Consider the following 15,780-nt stretch of genomic DNA (forward strand, 5'->3'; position numbering starts at 1 on the left):
TGGCCTCGATGGGGTCAGCAGCGAGCGGACGGTGTCGACCATGCGCAGCAGCACGCTGGTCCGCTCGGGGGTGAGCGACAGGACGCCGTCGCGCAGCCGGGAGAGCATGTTCTCCCCGACGTGCGTGACCTCCTCGAGCCGGTTGAAGGCGAGGAAGCCGCTGGTGCCCTTGATCGTGTGGATCGTGCGGAAGATGCTCGAGAGCCGCTCCCGGGAGTCGGGCTCCTGCTCGAGGGCGACCAGGTCCGTGTCGAGCTGGTCGAGGTTCTCGTGGCTCTCGACGAGGAACTCCTCGACGATGTCGTCCAGACCGTCCACCGTTGCCTTCTCTCTCGTCGCAGGGGGACGTGGGCGTCCCGCATGGGTCATCGGCCGCGGCGCGCCGGACTCAAGGTGAGTCCGGCGCGCCCGTGCTCAGTAGGTGAAGCGGCTGACGCTGGTGCGCAGGTCGGCCGCCATGCGGGACAGCTCGTCGACCGCGGTGCGGGTGTGCGCGAGGGCCTGGGTGGTGGAGTCCGCGGCGGTGGAGACGCCGGTGATGTTGTCCGCGATCTGGCCCGACCCCTGCGCCGCCTCGCTCACCGAGCGGCTCATCTCGTTGGTGGTGGCGGTCTGCTCCTCCACCGCGGAGGCGATGGTGGTCTGCCGGTCGGAGATCTGCGCGACGATCGTGCTGATCTCCTCGATCGCCCCCACGGCGGCGCCGGTGTCCTTCTGGATCGCCTCCACCCGGCGGGCGATGTCCTCGGTGGCCTTCGCGGTCTCCTGGGCCAGCTCCTTGACCTCGTTGGCGACCACGGCGAAGCCCTTGCCGGCCTCCCCGGCGCGGGCGGCCTCGATGGTGGCGTTGAGGGCCAGCAGGTTGGTCTGCTCGGCGATCGAGGTGATCACCTTGACCACGTTGCCGATCTCCGCGGAGCTCTCGCCCAGCTTCGCGACGGTGGCGGTGGTGGTCTCCGCGGCGGTCACCGCACGCGCGGCCACGGCCGAGGCCTCGGCGGCGTTGCTGGCGATCTCCCGGATGCTGGCGCCCATCTGCTCGGCACCGGCGGCGACGGTCTGCACGTTGCGGCTGACCTCCTCCGCCGCGCCGGCCACGACACCGGACTGGGCGCTGGTCTCCTCCGCCGACGCCGAGATCTGCGCGGAGGACGCCGACAGCTCCTCCGACGAGGCGGCCACCGAGTCGGCGGCGCCCACGACCACGGCCATGACCTCCCGCAGGCCGGCGCGGGCGCCGTCCAGGGCCGCGGCCATCCGGCCCAGCTCGTCCCGGGAGGTGATGCCGGTCGTCCCGGTCAGGTCACCGGTGGCGAGCGCGTCGAGGGAGGCCTGGACGGTCCGGACCGGGCGGATCACCGAGCGGGCGGTCAGCCAGCTCAGCCCGCCCAGCAGGACCAGGCCGACCGCAGCCACGACCAGCGCGACGACCTGCCAGCGGGAGATGGTGTCGGAGAGCGCCTGCTCGGCCGCCGTCGCCGCGACGTCGAGGGTGTCCTTGGCCGTGCCGACGGCGCCGTCGCTGAGGTCGTTGGCCGCCTGGATGTCCTCCCACCGCACGCGGGTGGCGGCCTGGTCAGCCACCGCGCCGTCGACGAAGGCGGTGATGGCGTCGGTGTAGTCGCCGAACGTGCCCGCCAGGTCGGCGACCGCCGCGGCGGCGTCGCCGTCCAGGGTGATCCCGTCCAGCTCGGCGAGCAGCGCCTCGGGCTCGGCGACGTCGTCGGCCAGCTCGGACAGCTGCTCGGAGGGGTCCTCGCGCACGACGGCCTTGAACCCGTCGACCTTGAGCTCGCTGGCGCGGGTGTCCAGCCGCAGCACCAGCTCCTGGGCGTGGTGCAGGTCGGCCAGCCGCGCCTCGGCGTCGCTCACGGCGCCGTTGCCCACCACGACGGCACCGAGGAGCCCCCCGAGGGACAGCGTGCCGACGGCGACGAGCGCGCCGAACTTGACCGTCAGCGGGCGGTCGGCGAACCAGCCGGCCGGGCGGGGGCGCGGGGGGTGCGCGGCGTTCACGGTGCCTCCTGGGGCGACGGTGCACGCGGGCCACCGCGGTGACCCGACGGACGTGCAGGAGGAATGGTGCTGGCCGGCACGCCTCGCGCCGCGGCACGGGAAACGGTCCCGACCGGATCGTTGTCGAGGAGGTGGCGAGCGTCCGCCGGCCGTCGTCAGGTCGACCGCGCCGGGCCGGTCACCGGCCCCGCCGGGAGCGGGTGGGGGCGCATCGGTGCTGGTGGCGGGCCGGTCCCGGTCGCCGTGTCGACGCCGCCCGGGACGGTCAGCGCCCGAGGGGGCGACGGCGACCCCGGCCGCGGCGGCGACGCGCCGCGCGACGGGTCAGGCGAGCAGGTCGCCGAGCAGCCGGAGGACGGCGAGCACGGCACCGGGGTCGGCGACCCGGTACCCGGCGGCCGTCTCGCCGTCGCCGACCTTGATGCCGACGTCGTCCGGGCCGAGCGTGCGGAACACGTCCTCGTCGGTGACGTCGTCGCCGAGGTAGACGACCGCGGCCGCGCCGAGCTCGCCGCGCAGCCGGCCGACCGCGCTGCCCTTGTCCGCGTCGGTGACGGCGACCTCGAGCACCGCCTTGCCCGGTTTCACCGTCAGTGACGGATCCACCGCCGCGCGGGCGTCGGCCAGCAGCGCGGCGGCCGCGGCCGGGTCGGCGACCTGCCGCACGTGCACGGCCACGCTGGCCGGCTTGACCTCCAGCCGCGCACCCGGGACGGCGGCGACCAGGGGAGCCAGCCGCTCGGCGAGGGCGTCGCGGCGGCCGGCGAGCTCGTCGGTCAGCGGCCCGTCGTACTCGGCGCCGTGGCTGCCCACCCAGCGGTAGGGGCCGGTGAGGCCGCTGACCGCCCGGAGGTCGGCGACGCCGCGCCCGCTGACCAGCGCCACGGTGACGCCGTCGGCCGCCGCGACCCGCACGAGCTCCTCGGCGACCCCGGGGGAGGGGACCGCCGCGGAGGGGTCGTCGGTCAGCGGGGCGAGGACGCCGTCGTAGTCGGAGGCGACCAGCAGGGGACGGCGGCCGGCCAGCGCCGTCAGTGCCGTCCCGAGGGCCTCGGGCACGCCGCTGCTCACGCCTGGGCGCGCAGCGCGTCGAAGAACGACGTCGCCCAGTGGTCGAGGTCGTGCCGGGCCAGGTGCCGGCGCATCGCCCGCATGCGGCGGGCGCCCTCCTTGGGGTCGAGCCGCAGCGCCCGCAGCAGCTGGTTCTTCACGCCGGCGATGTCGTGCGGGTTGACCAGGAACGCCTGCTTGAGCTCCGCGGCGGCCCCGGCGAACTCCGAGAGGACCAGCGCGCCGCCGAGGTCGCCGCGGGCGGCCACGTACTCCTTGGCCACCAGGTTCATGCCGTCGCGGTAGGGCGTCACGAGCATGACGTCGGCGGCGCGGTAGAGGGCGGCGAGCTCCTCGCGCGGCATCGACTGGTTGAAGTAGTGCACGGCCGGGGCGCCGATGGCCCCGTGGACGCCGTTGATGTGCCCGACCTGCTGCTCGATGGTCTCGCGCATGTGGACGTAGTGCTCCACGCGCTCGCGGCTGGGGGTGGCCACCTGCACCAGGACCGTCTGCGGCGCCTCGATCGCGCCGTCCTCGAGCAGCTCCTGGAAGGCGTTGAGCCGGACGCTGATGCCCTTGGTGTAGTCCAGCCGGTCGACGCCCAGGACGATCTTCTCCGGGTTGCCGAGCTCGGCGCGGATCTCCCCGGCCCGCTTGAGCACCTCCGGCGAGCTCGCCAGCTCGTCGAACGCGGCCACGTCGATGGAGATGGGGAACGCGCGCGCGGTCACGGTGCGGCCGTCGTAGTCGATCGTGGCCCCGCGGGTGGGCAGCTCGTGCAGCCGGCGGGCGAGCTGCACGAAGTTGACCGCCGCGCTCGGGCGCTGGAAGCCGACCAGGTCGGCGCCGAGCAGCCCCTCGACGATCGCCGAGCGCCAGGGCAGCTGGGTGAACAGCTCGTAGGGCGGGAACGGGATGTGCAGGAAGAAGCCGATCGTGAGGTCGGGGCGGCGCTGGCGCAGCATCGCCGGCACCAGCTGCAGCTGGTAGTCGTGCACCCAGACGATCGCGTCCTCGCCGGCGACCTCCGCGGTGCGGTCGGCGAAGCGCTTGTTGACCTGCACGTAGGTGTCCCACCAGGTGCGGTGGTACTCGGGCTTCTCGACCACGTCGTGGTACAGCGGCCACAGCGAGGCGTTCGACATGCCCTCGTAGTAGCGGTCGACCTCCTCCTCCGAGAGCGGGACGGGGATGAGCGACATCCCGCCGGACTCGAAGGGCTCCGGTGCCTCGCCGGCCGAGCCCGACCAGCCCACCCACGCGCCGCCGCGGCCGGCCACGAAGGGCTCCAGCGCGGTCACCAGGCCGCCGGGGCTGCGCTGGTAGCGCGTCGTCCCGTCCGGCTCGGTCACCTGGTCGACCGGCAGCCGGTTCGCCACGACGACGACCGGGTTGTCCGCCCGTCCGTCTCCCGCGTCAGCACCGGTCATACGCCCCGACCCTAGTGACCCGGTCCCGTCCGCGCTCCCGGGGGCGGCGGTCGTCCCGGGCCCGGCGACCGGGGCCGCTCCGCTCACCCCGGAGGATGACTCCCGGCGGCGCGGAGCCCCCCGCCACTGCAGCGGACGGTCCCGTCCGCCGATGTCCTCGCCGTGCAGAACGTCTCGACGGCCCCCGACGTGGCCACCCCGCGTCTGATGGTGCGGACCACCGCCGCGTTCTACGCCATGGGCGGGACGGCGGTGCTGGGCCTGGCCTCCGTCGACGGCCCCCGGACCGACGGCCGCGTCCTGGTGCTGATCGGCGTGGTCGCCCTCGTGGGTGCCCTCCTCCTGCTCGGCGTCGGTGAGCGCGTCCCGCGGGCGGCCTTCCACGTGTCCGTCCTCGCCGGCACCGGCCTCATCTCGCTGGCGGTGGTGGTGGCGCCCGACCCCGCCTCGGCCGTCGCCGCCGCCGCGATCTACGTCTTCGTCGCCGTCGACGCCTTCCTGTTCGCCGCCTGGCGGCCGGCGGCGGCCCACCTGGGCCTCGCGCTCGTGGCGCAGCCGTTGTGCCTGGGCGCGGTCCCCGGCGTGCACCCGGGGGTGATGGTGGGGACCACGCTGGTGTGTCTGGCCGTGGCGGCGGTGACCGGGCTGCTGGTGCAGCGCGCCTCGAGCGCCAGCCGGGACGGGCTGACCGGCCTGCTCAACCGGCGCGGCTTCGACGCGGTCATGGACGCCGTCCGGGCCGGCGAGCCGGTCGCGCTGGCGCTGCTCGACGTGGACCGGTTCAAGCAGGTCAACGACGTCCACGGGCACGGCGCGGGCGACCAGCTGCTGCGCTCGGTGGCCGCGGCCTGCCGGCAGGCGGCGCCGGCCGGCACGGCGGTGGCCCGGCTCGGCGGCGACGAGTTCGCCCTGCTGCTGTCCACCGGGTCGGCCGCCCGGGCGCTGGCCGGCGTGGAGGCCGTCCGGACCGCCCTGACCGGGTGCGCCTTCTCCGCCGGGATCGCCGTGCGCACCGACGGCGAGAGCGGGGCGGACCTGCTGCGCCGCGCCGACACGGCGCTCTACGCCGCCAAGGCCGGCGGCCGCGGGCGGTCGGTGCTCAGCGGCGGCGACGCCTCGCGGACGGCGGTCGACCTCGCCGCGGCGCTGGCCGCCGGGCACGTCACCGTGGCGCTGCAGCCCATCGTGTCCCTGGCCGACGGCAGCACCGTCGGCGTCGAGGCGCTGGCCCGCTGGCAGGACCCCGAGCGCGGGCCGGTGTCACCGGCCGAGTTCGTCCCCGCCGCGGAGGCCGCCGGCCTGGTGGGCGACCTGGGCGCGACCGTGCTACGCGCCGCCTGCACCGACGCCGGCCGGCTGGCCACCGCGTGGGGCCGGCGGGTGCTGCTCACCGTGAACGTCTCGGGCCGGGAGCTGGTCACCCCGGGGTACGCCGACCGGGTCCTGCAGACGCTCGCGGACACCGGCTGGGCCGCCCGCGACCTGGTCGTGGAGGTCACCGAGAGCCTGCTGGAGGCCTCCTCGGCGCTCGCCCTGGAGACCCTCACCCGGCTGCGCCGGCACGGCATCGCGGTCGCGATCGACGACTTCGGCACCGGCTGGTCGTCGTTCAGCCGCCTCGACACCCTGCCGGCCGACTACCTGAAGCTGGACTCGTCCTTCATCGCCACCTCGACGACCTCCCCGCGCCGGGCCGGGATGCTGCGCGCCCTGCTGGAGCTCAGCGGCACGCTGGAGCTCACGGTCATCGCCGAGGGCGTCGAGACCGTCGAGCAGGAGGAGCTGCTCACCCGGCTGGGCTGCCCCCTGGTGCAGGGCTGGCTGCACAGCCCCGCCCGGCCGGTCGCGGAGCTCGTGGCCACCGAGCCGGTGCCGGCGGCGGCCTGACCCGACCGGCCCCGTCAGGCGGCGGCCACGAGCCAGCCCGCAGCCGCCGCCCCGAGCCCGAGCACGAGGCTGGCGGCCACGTAGCGGAGGGCCCGGCCGACGGCGTGCTCCTCCACCAGCCGGACGACGTCGGCACCGAAGGTCGAGAAGGTCGTCAGCGTGCCGCAGAAGCCGGTGCCGACCAGGGCGAGGACCGCCGCCGGCACCCCCGACAGGCCGGCGAGCACGCCCAGGACGGCGCTGCCGGCCACGTTCACCGCCAGCGTGCCCAGCGCCGGGTCGCGGCCGGACCGGTGGACCAGCCGGAGGACGAGCAGCCGCAGCGGGGCCCCGGCCAGGGCACCGGCCGCCACCAGGAGAGGGCTCACAGTTCCTGGTCCAGGACCAGCCGGACGCCGGCGGCCACGGCCAGCGCGCCACCGAGGACCGAGGCCAACACGTAGCCCACGGCGAGGACGACCCGGCCGACGTCGACGAGCTCGACGACCTCCACCCCGAACGCGGAGTACGTCGTGTAGCCGCCGAGCACCCCCACGCCGAGCAACGGCCGCGCCCACGCCGGCTCGCGGTCCCGCCCGCCGAGCACGGCCAGGAGGACGCCCATCAGCAGGCAGCCGGTCAGGTTCACCAGCAGCGTCGCCCAGGGCCACCCGTCGTCCGGGTGGGGGAGGGCCTCGGCGACCGCCCAGCGCACCAGCGCGCCCAGCGCCCCGCCCACCGCCGCCAGCACGTACGCCACGGCGTCCCCCCTCGACCTCGTCGTCCGCCCGGCCGGCCCGTCCACCCGGGCCCGGTGCGTCCTCCCTCACCGCGGCGCGTCCTCCCTCACCGCGGCGCGTCCTCCCTCACCGTGCACCGTCGGGGAGGACACGCGATGACCAGGTCCCCTGATCATCGCCCGGCCCCGTCAGCGGCGGCGGGTCTCGGGGAAGAGCAGGTCGACGAAGCGGGCCGCGGTCGGCTGCGGCTCGTGGTTGGCCAGCCCCGGCCGCTCGTTGGCCTCGACGAACACCGCGTGGGGACCGGTGACGTCGGGCACCAGGAAGTCGATGCCGGTGACCGGGATGCCGATCGCCCGGCTGGCCCGCACCGCGGCCTGCCCGATCGCGGGGTGCAGGCGGTCGGTGACGTCCTCGATGGTGCCGCCGGTGTGCAGGTTCGCCGTCCGCCGCACGCGCAGCCGCTCGCCGTCGGCCAGGACGTCATCCATGGCGTGACCGGCCGCCCGGACGACGTCGGTCGTGACGTCGTCCAGCGGGATCCGCGACTCCCCGCCGGTCGCCCGCTCGCGCCGCCGGCTGGTCTCGCGGACCAGCTGGGTGACCGTGCGGCGGCCGTCGCCGACCACCTCGGCCGGCCGGCGCACCGCGGCCGCGACGACCTCGTGGTCGATGACCACCACGCGCAGGTCCTCGCCGACCACGAGCTCCTCGACGAGCACGTCGGGGCAGAACAGCCGCGCCGCCGACACCGCCCGCTCGAGTTCCTCCCCGGTCGTGATGCCGACGGTGATGCCCTTGCCCTGCTCGCCGCGGGCGGGCTTGACCACCAGCTCACCGCACGCGGCCAGCAGGTCCCGCGCCGGGGCGAGGTCGTCCTCGGGCACGGTGGCGCCGCGGGGCACGGCGACGCCGGCGTCGGCCACGATGCGCCGGGTCACCCGCTTGTCGTCGCAGCGGCTCATCGCCACGGCGGTGGTGAACTCCGAGAGCGACTCGCGGGTGAGCACCCGCCGGCCCCCGAGGGAGAGCCGCAGCTCGCCGAACTCCGCGTCGGTCACCTCCACGCGGATGCCGCGGCGCAGCGCCTCGTCGGCGACGATCCGCGCGTAGGGGTTGAGCTCGTCCAGACCCGGCGGGCGGGCGGCGAACAGCGGCGTGTTGATGGGGTTCTTCCGCTTGACGCACAGCACCGGGGCGCGCACGAAGCCGAGCTTGCGGTAGAGCGCGATCGCCCCGCTGTTGTCGTGCATGACCGAGAGGTCGACGTAGGAGCGGCCGCGGCCGACGTAGCGCTCGGCCAGCACCCGCACCAGCGCCTCCCCGGTGCCGGGCGGGGCGCTCTGCGCGTCGACGGCCAGGCACCACAGGCTGGTGCCGCCCTCCGGGTCGCCGTAGGCGAGGACGTGGTCGACGCCGGTGACCGTGCCGACGACCCGGCCGGTGCGGGTGTCCTCGGCGACCAGGTAGGTGAAGCTGCGGGTGCGGTGGTTGGCCCACATGGTCTCCGGGTCGCCGGTCACCATGCCGTTGCGGGCGTAGATCTCGTTGATCGCCACCATGTCGTCCAGCGCGGTCACCGTGCGGACGAAGACGCCGCGGATCAGCTCGGGCCGGGAGCGGTAGCGGTAGAGGTCGAGCCGGTAGGTGTAGGAGGGGTCGATGAACAGCTCGTCGGGGGCCAGGCCGACGAGCACGTGCGGGTCGCGCGCGTAGATGCAGATGTCGCGCTGGCCGGCCCCCTCCGCCCGGAGCGCGTCGAGGATGTGCCGCATCTCGGCGAAGGTCTGGCCGAAGACCAGCCGGCCCCACGCCAGGTCGAGCACGACGTCGGTGTCCATCCCCTCCAGCTGGTGCTCGGAGGGCTCCTGCCAGCTGCGCCGGGTCAGGTCGGGCGTCGGCGACGCCGACGGGGGACGGCGGCGCAGTCCGGCGAGCCGGGGCGGTACCACGGGGCGCCCTCCTCAGACCCCGTGGTTCTGCAGCCAGAGCTCTAGCAGCCCGAGCTGCCACAGCTTGTTGCCGCGCAGCGGGGTGAGCTCCCCGTTGGGGTCGGCGAACAGCCGGTCCACGTACTCGGGCCGGAACAGCGCCCGTTCGCGCGCCGCCTCGCTGGAGAGCGCGTCCTTCACCAGGCCGAGCACCTTGCCCTCGAGGTGGGTGATCGCCGGCACCGGGAAGTAGCCCTTGGGGCGGTCGATGACCTCCGGCGGGATGATCCGGCGGCCGATCGCCTTGAGCACGCCCTTGCCGCCGTCGGCGAGCTTGAGCTCCGGCGGGCACCGGGCGGCGAGCTCGACCAGGTCGTGGTCGAGGAAGGGCACCCGCGCCTCCAGGCCCCACGCCATGGACATGTTGTCCACCCGCTTGACCGGGTCGTCGACGAGCATGACCTCGCTGTCGAGGCGCAGGGCGGCGTCGACGGCGGTCTGCGCACCGGCCCGGGACATGTGGTCGCGGACGAAGTCCAGGCTCGGGTCGCCGTCGAGGGCGTAGCGCTCGCCGACCAGCGCGCGCATGTCGTCGGCGCCGCGGTCGAAGAACGCCGCCGCGTAGCGCTCGACGGCCTCCTCGCGGTCGACGTCGGCCAGCGGGGGGTACCAGTGGTAGCCGGCGAACACCTCGTCGGCGCCCTGCCCGGACTGCACGACGCGGATCGACTGGCTCACCCGCTCGGAGAGCAGGTCGAAGGCGACGACGTCGTGGCTGACCATCGGCTCGGCCATGGCGCCGATGGCGTGGCCGAGCGCGGCGGCCAGCTCGTCGGAGGACACCCGGATGCGGTGGTGGTCGGTCCCGAACCGCTCGGCGATCACGTCGGAGTAGCGGAACTCGTCGCCCGCGTGCCCGCCGACGGTCTCGAAGCCGATGGAGTAGGTGGCCAGCCCGGTCTGCCCCTCCTGGGCGAGCAGCCCCACGATGAGGCTGGAGTCCAGGCCGCCGGAGAGCAGCACGCCCACGGGGATGTCGGAGACGAGGCGACGGCGGACGGCGACCCGCAGCGCCTCCTCGATCGCGTCCTCCCAGTCGCGGTTCGACCAGCCCTCGTGCTCGGCGCGCCGCTCGTAGGTGGGCTCCCAGTAGCGGCGCTCGGTGCTCGTGCCGTCGGCCTCGATCACGCGGACGGTGGCCGGCGGCAGCTTGCGGACGCCGTTGAGCAGCGTGCGCGGCGCCGGGACGACGGCGTGCCAGGTCAGGTAGTGGTGCAGCGCGACCGGGTCGATGGAGGTGTCGACGTCGCCGGCGCGCAGCAGGGCCGGCAGTGAGGAGGCGAACCGGAGCCGCCCCGGCGTCTCGGACAGGTAGAGCGGCTTGATGCCCAGCCGGTCGCGGGCCATGACCACCCGGCCGGTGTCGCGCTCGTGGATGACGACGACGAACATGCCGTGCAGGTGGTCGACGAAGTCGACGCCCCAGTGGTGGTAGCCCTTGAGCAGGACCTCGGTGTCGCTGGTGGAGAAGAAGCGGTAGCCGTGGCCCTCGAGCTCGGCGCGCAGCTCCTGGTAGTCGTAGATGCAGCCGTTGAAGACCGCCTCGAGGCCGAGCTCGCTGTCGACCATCGGCTGGGAGCCGCTGGCCGAGAGGTCGATGACCGACAGCCGCCGGTGGCCGAACGCCACCCGGCCGGAGCTCCAGTGGCCCTCGCCGTCCGGCCCGCGGGGGACCAGCGCCTCGACCATCCGCGCCACCGCGGTGGTGTCGGCCAGGGAGCCGTCGAACCTGATCTCGCCGGAGAGGCCGCACATGGGTTCGATCCAACCCCACGGGGGCGGCTCCCGCGACGCCTCGGGGGATTCGTTCCACGGACGTAACACGGCCCGGTTCCACGTGGAACCGGGGCGGCCCGGGTGGACCGGCGAGGCTCCCCCGGCGGCGCGTGCCGTCACCCGGTCGGCAGGGTGGCGGCGTGCACGCCGACCCGGAGGGACAGGCCCCCTGGGCCCTGCAGCTGGTCGCGCGCGTCGAGAGGGGCGCGCCGCCGACCCGGACCGCCGTCTGCGAGGCCGCGGCCGTCGCGGTCGTCCGGTTGCTCGCCGACGACCGGACGCGGCCCGGCGGCGAGTGGGCCGCGCCGGTCCGGCGGTGGACCGACGGGCGGACCCGCAAGCACTGCCGGCGGGCCCGGGGAGTGGCCTGGGAGCGGGTGCTGGCGCTGCCCGGCGTCACCGCGGAGGTGGCCGGCGCCGAGGTCCGCGCGCTCGTGCCGACCGCGACCGACGAGATCCCCCCGGAGGTCGCGAGGCTGCAGCTGTCCGGCAGCGAGCTCGACGACCCGGACGCGCGCCCGGCGGTCGACCCGGTGCCGGGCGGCCCGGTCGTGGTGTCGCTCTGCCCGGAGCCGTTCCTCCCGCTGGGCAAGGCCGCCGCGGCCTGCGGGCACGCCGCCCAGCTGACCGCCGCGCGGATGCCGGCGCAGCGACTGGCCGCCTGGACGGGCGCCGGCTTCCCGGTGGTCGTGGAGCACCCGCCCGCCCCGCGGTGGTCGCGGCTGCGGTCGACGGCCCCGGTCGAGATCGTCGACGCGGGGTTCACCGTGGTGGCACCCGGGACCAGCACGGCGCTGGCCCGCTGGGCGTAGGCCGCACCCGGCCGCCCGGCACTCACCGCGGCCCGGCCGGCGTCCCGGGGAGCGCGCCCGGGACCCCGGCGGCGGCTCAGGAGACGGCGGCCTCGATGTCGTCCATGACGAGGTCGGCCGCGATCGGGCCGGAGGCGCTGCTCCACACCGAGCCGTCGACCTCGGTGGTCGTGCCGTTCTGCACGGCGGCGAGCTGGGTGAAGGCCGGCTGCGAGCGGGCGGCCTCGAGCGCGCCGGTGCCGTCAGCACCGAAGGCGGCGAGGAAGAGCCGGCCGGCGTCGACCTGGGCCAGGTTCTCCAGCGACAGCGGGTCGCTGTGCGGCCGGGTGCCGAGGTCGGCCGCCTCCACCGGGGTGGCGCCGGCCGTCTGCAGCAGCGAGCCGGGCATGAGCGCGGAGTTCATGAGCACCGGGCCGGTGGCCATCCACCGCAGGACGGCGGCGCTGCCCTCGAGCGAGCCCGCCTCGGCCAGCGCCTCGGCGCGGCTGGTGACGTCGCCGAGCGCGGTGGTCAGCTCGTCGTCGGCACCGAGGGCCTCGGCGTAGGTGCGCAGCGGGGCCTGCCAGTCGCCGCCGGTGCTCGCCTCGGGCACCACGGTGGGCGCGATGGCCGTCAGCGCGTCGTACCGGTCCTGCGCCATGCCCGCCGAGGCGAGGATGACGTCGGGCTGCGCCTCCAGGATCGCCTCCAGGTTCGGCTCGTTCACCGTGGCGACGATCGGGATGCCGGCTGCCGCGTCCCCGAGGTAGGCCGGCGCGGAGTCGCCGCCCCGGCTGGCCGTCGTGCCGACCGGGGTGACCCCCACGGCGAGGGACACGTCGAGGGCGGACTCCGCCAGGGTGACCACCCGCTCGGGGTCCCCCGGCACGGTCACGTCGCCGAAGGCGGTGCCGACGGCGGTGTCCGCCGCTCCCGACGACGAGGACGACGAGGACGACGCGGAGGACCCGCCGCCGCAGGCGGAGAGGACGAGGGCGGCGGCGGCCATCGCCGCGGTGGGCAGGACCGGGCTCCGGCGGGCCACGGGCAGGTGGTTCACGGGGTTCCTCCACGGATCGGACGGCGCCGTCGGTCGGCACCGAGCCGTAGGTTAGCCTGCCCTAAGTACGGCTCCGCAGGGGCGGGCCGGGGGGAGGAGCGCCGTGGACCACCGCCTCGTGCTGCGCGGAGTGCTGCCCGCCGCAGCGGCACTCGGTCTGGCGGCCCTGGCCAGCCTGCTGCTCGGCGCGGGCGAGGTCGGGCCCACCCGGGCGCTGGCCGTGCTGGCCGGCGCGGGCGACGGCGACGCGTCCTTCGCCGTCCTGCAGCTGCGGGTGCCCCGGACCCTGGTCGCCGTCGCGGTCGGCACCGCCCTCGGGGTGGCCGGCGCCGTCCTGCAGACCGCCGCCCGCAACCCGCTGGCCGAGCCGGGCCTGCTCGGTGTCAGCGCCGGGGCCTCCTTCGCCGTCGTGCTGGTGATCGCGTCCGGCGCCAGTGCGGCGGCCCTGGGCCCGTGGGTCGCCGTCGCCGGAGCGGGGGCGGGGTGCCTGCTCGCGCTCGGCGCCGCCCGGCTGCGCGGCACCGGTGACGACCCGGTGCGGCTGGTGCTGGCCGGTGCGGCGCTGTCGGGGCTGCTCGGCGCGGCCACGTCCGTCCTGCTGGTGCTCGACCAGCGGACCGCCGACGAGGTGCGCTTCTGGACCGTCGGCTCGGTGGCCGGCCGCGACCTCGGCACGCTGGCCCAGGTGGGCCCGGTGCTGGCCGCGGGCCTGCTGCTGGCGCTGCTGGCCGCCCGGCCGCTGTCGGCCCTGGCCCTGGGGGACACGGTGGCCCGGGGCCTCGGGCACCGCCCGGCACGCACCCGCGGGGTCGCGATGACGGCGGTCGCGCTGCTGGTCGGGGGAGCGGTGGCCGCCGCCGGGCCGATCGCCTTCGTCGGGCTGGTCGTGCCGTTCCTGGCCCGCGCCCTGGTCGGCCCGGACCTGCGGCGGGTGCTGGCCGTGGCGGTCCTGCTGGGACCGGCCGTCGTGCTCGTCGCCGACGTCGCCTCGCGGCTGCTGGTGCGCCCGTACGAGATGCCGCTGGGCGTGGTGACGGCGCTCGTCGGCGCGCCGGTGCTGGTGGCCGTCGTCCGCTCGACCCGGATGCCGGCGCTGTGACCGCGGCCCCCGCCCGCACCGTCGCCGCACCCGTCCCCCGCGCCGCGCCGCCGGGGACCTGGCTGCTCGCCGCCGGCGGACGCTCGCTGCTGGTCGACCGCCGCGCGTTCCTCGCCGCGGCCGTGCTCGCGGTCCTGGTGCTCGTCACGGCGGCCGCGGCCCTGGCCACCGGCACCGCGTCGGTGCCGGTGGGCCGCACCCTGCCGGCGGTGCTCGGGATCGGCGAGGCCCGCGACGTGCTGCTGGTGCAGCGGCTGCGGCTGCCCCGGGTCGCCGCCGGGCTGGCCGTGGGGGCCGCACTCGGCACCGCCGGCGTGCTGCTGCAGACCCTGGCCCGCAACCGGCTGGCCACCCCCGACACCGTCGGCCTCAACGACGGCGCGACCGCGTTCGCGGTGGCCAGCGTGGTCGCGGTGTCGACGAGCGTCACGCCCTCGGCCTTCGCGCTCGTCGGCTCGGCCACCGCGGCGGCGCTGGCGATCGGGCTGGCCGGCGGGGCGGGCTCCCGCGGGTACCGCTTCCTCGTCGTCGGGCTCGGCGTGGGGGCCGCCCTGGGCGCCCTCACCCAGCTGATGCTCGCCCGTGCCGCGATCGACGACGCCAACGCGGCGTTCCCCTGGACCATCGGCAGCCTCAACAGCCGGTCGGCCACCTCGGTCACGGTGCTCGGGGTCGCGCTGGCCGTGGCGCTGCCGGTGGCGGTCGTGCTCGGCCGCCGGCTGCGGCTGCTGCGGCTGGCCGACCCCGTGGTGATCGGGCTCGGCTCCCGGGTGGGCCGGATCCGGCTGGCCGTGATCGCCACCGCGGTCGTCACCGCCGGGCTGGCCGTGGCCACCGCCGGCCCGCTCGGGCTGGTGGCCCTGCTGGCGCCGGAGATCGCCCGCAGGGCGGCGGGGCCGCGGGGGGTGCCGGTGGTCGGGACGGCACTGGCCGGCGCGCTGGTGGTGCTGCTGGCCGACCTGCTCGGGCGCACGGTGGCCGCGCCGCTGGAGCTGCCCGCCGGCCTGGTCACCGCCGTCGTCGGAGGGCCCTACCTGCTGTGGCTGCTGCTGACCACCCGCACGAGGAGGATGCCGTGAGCCTGCTGGAGGCACCGGGCGCCGAGCCCGCGGTCGAGACCGCCGACCTGGCCACCGAGCGCCTGGACCTCGGCTACGACGGCACCCGCGTCGTCCACGCCCTGGACCTGCGGCTCCCGCCCGGCCGGGTGACGGCGATCGTCGGACCCAACGGCTGCGGCAAGTCCACCCTGCTCGGGGCGCTGGCCCGCGTGCACGGCCCGCAGGGCGGCGCGGTGCTGCTCGACGGGCGGGACCTCGCGACGCTGCGCCCGCGGGACACCGCCCGGCGGATTGGGCTGCTGCCGCAGCAGGCCGAGGCGCCCGACGGGCTGACCGTCCGCGACCTGGTCCGCTACGGCCGGCACCCGCACCAGGGGCTGCTGCGGCAGTGGTCACCCGACGACGCCGCCGCGGTGCACCGGGCACTGACCGCCGCCGACCTGCTCGACCTCGCCGACCGGCCGCTGGACACCCTCTCCGGCGGCCAGCGGCAACGGGCCTGGATCGCGATGGTGGTGGCCCAGGAGACGGCGGTGGTGCTGCTCGACGAGCCGACCTCCGCCCTCGACCTCGGCCACCAGCTCGAGGTCCTGGACCTGGTGCACGACCTCGCCGCGCAGGGGCGCACCGTCGTCCTGGTCCTGCACGACCTGTCCACCGCCTGCCGGCACGCCGACCACCTGGTGGCGATGCGCGCGGGCCGGGTCGTCGCCGAGGGGCCGCCGGCCGACGTCGTCACCGCCGGCCTGGTGCGCGAGCTTTACGGCGTCGAGGCGGCCGTGCTGCGGGACCCGACGTCGGGGACGCCGGTGGTCTGCCCGGTCCGGCGGGTGGGGGACTGCTAGCCGGTCGAGCACCGCCGGCCGGTTGGGCACGACCGGCCCGGGGCAGGAGCGG

13 protein-coding genes and 1 pseudogene are annotated in these 15,780 nt (G+C 76.2%); 5 read left to right on the plus strand and 9 right to left on the minus strand.

Going from position 1 to position 15,780, the window contains the following annotated elements; translation table 11 throughout:
• Nucleotides 1–33: 33 nt before the first annotated feature.
• The 4 genes and pseudogenes from ACU616_RS07755 to ACU616_RS07770 all read right to left on the minus strand — a co-directional run.
• A pseudogene (locus ACU616_RS07755) lies at nt 34–369 on the minus strand (Hpt domain-containing protein); the annotation flags it as partial.
• A gap of 45 nt (nt 370–414) precedes the next feature.
• Complete coding sequence (locus tag ACU616_RS07760) at nt 415–2,016, minus strand: methyl-accepting chemotaxis protein (protein WP_446757897.1); 1,602 nt, start codon at nt 2,014–2,016, stop codon at nt 415–417.
• 324 nt (nt 2,017–2,340) lie between these two features.
• Nucleotides 2,341–3,075 (minus strand): trehalose-phosphatase, encoded by a 735-nt coding sequence (gene otsB / locus ACU616_RS07765; RefSeq protein WP_446757898.1) that lies wholly within the window; start codon nt 3,073–3,075, stop codon nt 2,341–2,343.
• An 8-nt stretch (nt 3,076–3,083) separates the two neighbouring features.
• Complete coding sequence (locus ACU616_RS07770) at nt 3,084–4,499, minus strand: alpha,alpha-trehalose-phosphate synthase (UDP-forming) (protein WP_446757899.1); 1,416 nt, start codon at nt 4,497–4,499, stop codon at nt 3,084–3,086.
• Nucleotides 4,500–4,661: 162 nt separating this feature from the next.
• On the opposite strand from ACU616_RS07770, the gene ACU616_RS07775 reads away from it, so the two are divergent.
• Nucleotides 4,662–6,386, plus strand: a complete 1,725-nt coding sequence (locus tag ACU616_RS07775) for a putative bifunctional diguanylate cyclase/phosphodiesterase (protein ID WP_446757900.1) — start codon at nt 4,662–4,664, stop codon at nt 6,384–6,386.
• A 14-nt stretch (nt 6,387–6,400) separates the two neighbouring features.
• Here the strand turns inward: ACU616_RS07775 and ACU616_RS07780 are convergent, their stop codons facing one another.
• The 4 genes from ACU616_RS07780 to ACU616_RS07795 all read right to left on the minus strand — a co-directional run bounded on the left by ACU616_RS07780 (nt 6,401) and on the right by ACU616_RS07795 (nt 10,851).
• A complete protein-coding gene (locus ACU616_RS07780; RefSeq protein WP_446757901.1) occupies nt 6,401–6,754 on the minus strand; it encodes a fluoride efflux transporter FluC in 354 nt (117 codons plus the stop codon).
• Nucleotides 6,751–7,125 carry a fluoride efflux transporter CrcB gene (crcB, locus tag ACU616_RS07785; RefSeq protein WP_446757902.1) on the minus strand — a complete coding sequence of 125 codons (375 nt, stop codon included), beginning with the start codon at nt 7,123–7,125 and terminating at the stop codon, nt 6,751–6,753. The genes ACU616_RS07780 and crcB overlap by 4 nt, the downstream gene beginning before the upstream one ends.
• A 168-nt stretch (nt 7,126–7,293) precedes the next feature.
• A complete protein-coding gene (gene ngg, locus ACU616_RS07790; RefSeq protein WP_446757903.1) occupies nt 7,294–9,057 on the minus strand; it encodes an N-acetylglutaminylglutamine synthetase in 1,764 nt (587 codons plus the stop codon).
• A gap of 12 nt (nt 9,058–9,069) precedes the next feature.
• On the minus strand, nt 9,070–10,851 hold the full coding sequence (locus ACU616_RS07795; protein WP_446757904.1) for an N-acetylglutaminylglutamine amidotransferase: 1,782 nt from the start codon (nt 10,849–10,851) through the stop codon (nt 9,070–9,072).
• A gap of 161 nt (nt 10,852–11,012) precedes the next feature.
• Here ACU616_RS07795 and ACU616_RS07800 point away from each other — a divergent pair, with 161 nt between their 5' ends.
• On the plus strand, nt 11,013–11,684 hold the full coding sequence (locus tag ACU616_RS07800; protein ID WP_446757905.1) for a hypothetical protein: 672 nt from the start codon (nt 11,013–11,015) through the stop codon (nt 11,682–11,684).
• A gap of 76 nt (nt 11,685–11,760) precedes the next feature.
• Here ACU616_RS07800 and ACU616_RS07805 read toward each other — a convergent pair whose 3' ends face one another.
• Entirely contained in the window at nt 11,761–12,723 is a 963-nt protein-coding gene (locus ACU616_RS07805) for an ABC transporter substrate-binding protein (protein ID WP_446757906.1), read from the minus strand.
• Between the two features lie 103 nt (nt 12,724–12,826).
• Between ACU616_RS07805 and ACU616_RS07810 the strand changes: the two genes are divergently transcribed.
• The 3 genes from ACU616_RS07810 to ACU616_RS07820 are packed head-to-tail and all read left to right on the plus strand — an operon-like array spanning nt 12,827 to nt 15,728.
• Complete coding sequence (locus ACU616_RS07810) at nt 12,827–13,822, plus strand: FecCD family ABC transporter permease (protein ID WP_446757907.1); 996 nt, start codon at nt 12,827–12,829, stop codon at nt 13,820–13,822.
• Nucleotides 13,819–14,901, plus strand: a complete 1,083-nt coding sequence (locus ACU616_RS07815; RefSeq protein WP_446757908.1) for a FecCD family ABC transporter permease — start codon at nt 13,819–13,821, stop codon at nt 14,899–14,901. Before ACU616_RS07810 ends, ACU616_RS07815 begins: the two co-directional genes overlap by 4 nt.
• Entirely contained in the window at nt 14,898–15,728 is an 831-nt protein-coding gene (locus ACU616_RS07820; RefSeq protein WP_446757909.1) for an ABC transporter ATP-binding protein, read from the plus strand. The genes ACU616_RS07815 and ACU616_RS07820 overlap by 4 nt, the downstream gene beginning before the upstream one ends.
• Nucleotides 15,729–15,780 lie beyond the last annotated feature (52 nt).

The sequence above is a fragment of the Geodermatophilus sp. URMC 62 genome (assembly GCF_052931475.1).